The sequence below is a fragment of the Streptomyces kebangsaanensis genome, from assembly GCF_001906585.1.
Taxonomy (GTDB): domain Bacteria; phylum Actinomycetota; class Actinomycetes; order Streptomycetales; family Streptomycetaceae; genus Streptomyces; species Streptomyces kebangsaanensis.
This window is the reverse complement of sequence record NZ_JUJA01000164.1, coordinates 1-2,751: the sequence shown is the minus strand read 5'-3', so window position 1 is coordinate 2,751 and position 2,751 is coordinate 1. Positions and strand designations below refer to the sequence as shown.

Annotated in this window: 3 protein-coding genes and 1 pseudogene; 3 read left to right on the top strand and 1 reads right to left on the bottom strand. The window is 74.2% G+C overall.

The genetic code is table 11. The features are described from left to right. Window positions 1-672: glycosyltransferase 87 family protein (locus RH94_RS45255; RefSeq protein ID WP_234426200.1), on the top strand; the 672-nt coding region annotated here is incomplete at its 5' end. Window positions 673-679: 7 nt separating this feature from the next. Here the strand turns inward: RH94_RS45255 and RH94_RS33040 are convergent. Beyond that, a complete protein-coding gene (locus RH94_RS33040) occupies window positions 680-1,093 on the bottom strand; it encodes a Zn-ribbon domain-containing OB-fold protein (RefSeq protein ID WP_073952023.1) in 414 nt (137 codons plus the stop codon). 372 nt (window positions 1,094-1,465) lie between these two features. Here RH94_RS33040 and RH94_RS33035 point away from each other — a divergent pair, with 372 nt between their 5' ends. Beyond that, a complete protein-coding gene (locus RH94_RS33035; RefSeq protein WP_073952022.1) occupies window positions 1,466-2,314 on the top strand; it encodes a hypothetical protein in 849 nt (282 codons plus the stop codon). An 89-nt stretch (window positions 2,315-2,403) separates the two neighbouring features. Continuing rightward, a pseudogene (locus RH94_RS33030) lies at window positions 2,404-2,751 on the top strand (peptidoglycan-binding protein); the annotation flags it as partial.

The window sequence follows — 2,751 nt, the reverse complement described above, 5'->3', positions numbered from 1 at the left end:
CGGGCGGCGGCGTGGGCCGGCGCGACCGTCGCCACCGCGGCCGCCCTGGCCTGGTGCGTCGCCCCGCGCGAGTCGGCGCGCTACTGGTCGGCGCTCGTCACGGACACCCGGCGGGTCGGCCCGGTCTGGTCGGTGCGCAACCAGTCCCTGCGCGGGGCGCTCGGCAGACTGCTCGGCCAGGACACCGCCGCGTTCCTGGCCTACGGGGCGGCGCTCGCCCTGGTGACGGTGGTGACGGCCTGGGCCGTGCGCGCCGCCGTGCGGCGGAGCGACCTGCTCGGCGTCCTCGTGGCCGTGGAGCTGTACGGGCTGCTGGTGTCCCCCGTCTCCTGGAGCCACCACTGGATCTGGTGCCTGCCCGCCATGATCTGGCTGGCCCACGGTCCTCTCGGGCAGCGCCTGCTCAGCCGGGTCACGCTCGCGGTGTGGGCGCTCGTGACGGTCACCCGGGTGGTGCCGTCCCTGATCCGGGCCGAGGACCACCGGGCGGCGTACCCCGGTGCCTACCCGGCGTCGCTCGCCTGGCCCGGTTGCGTCTACGCCGTGTGCGCGGTGCTGACGCTGGCCGCCATCGCGCGGGGAACCGCGGGGCACGAGGGACCGGCCGTCGCCTCCGGCGCCGTACCGGAGCCGAGCCGGGCGGAGGCGGCCCTCGGGCGCCGACTTGGCTGATGTCCCGTCAGGTCCAGGCGCGGTACGGCTCGTCGACCAGCTGGAAGACGGGCTCGCCGCGCACCGGGTCCTTCGCCGTGGACAGCCGGACCCGGTCGCCGCCGTGGATGCCGATGAGCGGGCCCATGACCCGGCCGCGCACGACGAAGCCCTCGCTCATCTCGATCAGCGACACGTTCCGCGCGGCGGGGGTGTTGCGGTGCACCACCGTGGAGTGGCGGACCGTGCCGACGCCCTCGCTGCGCTCGGTCCGCAGTTCGCTGCCCCGGCAGACCGGGCACAGCAGCCGGTGGTAGACGGCGGTGCCGCACCAGGTGCAGCGCTGGAAGTACAGGGCCTCCGGGGTGCGGGACCCGGGCTCGAGAAGGCCGGTCGCGGAGCCTGCCGCCGGACGAACGGCGTTTCCTGAGTGGTGGTACACGCTGGTCAACTCCCTGCGCTCGGCCGGAAATCCCACGTGCGCGGCGCACCCGTGCACGGATGTGCGCGGTCTCTGTACCACCGTGCACGGCCTCAGAGTATGGCACTCAGTGCCATTCGTAAAGATGCTCGACGGCCCTGCATCGCTGTCGGTTTCGGAGGGGTTGGCCTCTGTGTCGACTGTGTCGACGCGGGGAAGCCGGGGGTGGGGGTGGCGGCATCCGGAAGGGGGGTGAATGGCACTCAGTGCCGTCCACGGTGGGCGTCAAGTGCGGTGGGCTGACGGAACACCCGGCGCAGTAACCTTCCTGCATTCTCGCCGTCCCTCCGTTCACCGTCCCGCCCGCCGGTCGCCACGTCCCCAGGAGTTCCCATGCCCTCCGCGCGCCCCCGTCTCCTCTACGTCACCGACCTGGCGTACCCGGCGCGCGGGCGCCGCTACTGCGACGAGGACATCCGCCTGACCTCCCGTCTGCGCGAGGACTTCGACCTGGCCCTGTGCCACCCGAGGGACGCGGCCGCGCTGATGGACGCCTTCGAGGCCGTCGTCGTCCGCAACAGCGGGCCCGTCCTGGAGTACCGGGACGCCTACGACGACTTCAGGGCCCGGGCCCTGGCCCGCGCGACACCGGTCTACAACCCGCTCACCGGCCGGGCGGACATGGCCGGCAAGCAGTACCTCCTCGACCTGACCGCCGCCGGACACCCGGTCATCCCCACCGTCGACCGGCCCGAGGACCTCGACCGCCTGCCCGCGGCCGACCGGTACGTGGTCAAACCCAAGCTGGGCGCCGACTCCATAGGGCTGCGCACCGTCCCCGCCGACGAACTGCCCGGTCTCGCGGACGGCACCGTCCTGATCCAGCCGCACGTCGACTTCGCCTACGAGGTCTCGTTCTACTTCGTCGACCACGACTTCCAGTACGCCCTGTACGCCCCGGACCCGGAGCGGCGCTGGGAGCTGCGGCCGTACGAACCCACCCGCGAGGACCTGGAGTTCGCCCGGCGCTTCATCGACTGGAACAGTCTCGCCCACGGCATCCAGCGCGTCGACGCCTGCCGCGCCCCCGGCGGCGAGCTGCTGCTGGTCGAGCTGGAGGACCTCAACCCCTACCTCTCCCTGGACGCCCTCGACGACACCCGCGGGGACGCCTTCGTCGCCGCGCTGAAGTCCTCCCTGCGCCGCTTTCTCGCCGCCACCGGCCCGACCGCCGCCCGGTGAGGGGCCGGAGCCGCTGAACCGGTGGCGCGGCAGGCACGTATCCATCCCCGGGACGGGGGCCCGTGCGCACGGACGGAAGGAGTGCCAAGTTGTCGACACCGCCGGGACGTGGAGAGCCGTACGGCGAGCCGCCCCTGGAGCCGGTCCGGGTGATACGGCCCAGACGCACCGACGCCCTCGCGGAGCTCATCAGGGAGTTCAAGGAGGCACAGGAGTCGCAGCGCGACGCCGGCGGCCGCCGGGGCGCGGTGCCGCCGGAGCCGCCCGCTCCACCCACCGGACCGGTGGAGGAGGCGACCGAGGAACTGCCGTCCGTGCCGCCCGTGCCGCCCCCGGGTCCCGCGCCCCGGCGGGCGCCGGACCAGCCCCCCGCCGGGGCGGGCCGCGGTCTGCGCCGGGCCGCCGTCGCGGTGGCCGTCGCCGCGGCCGCCCTGACC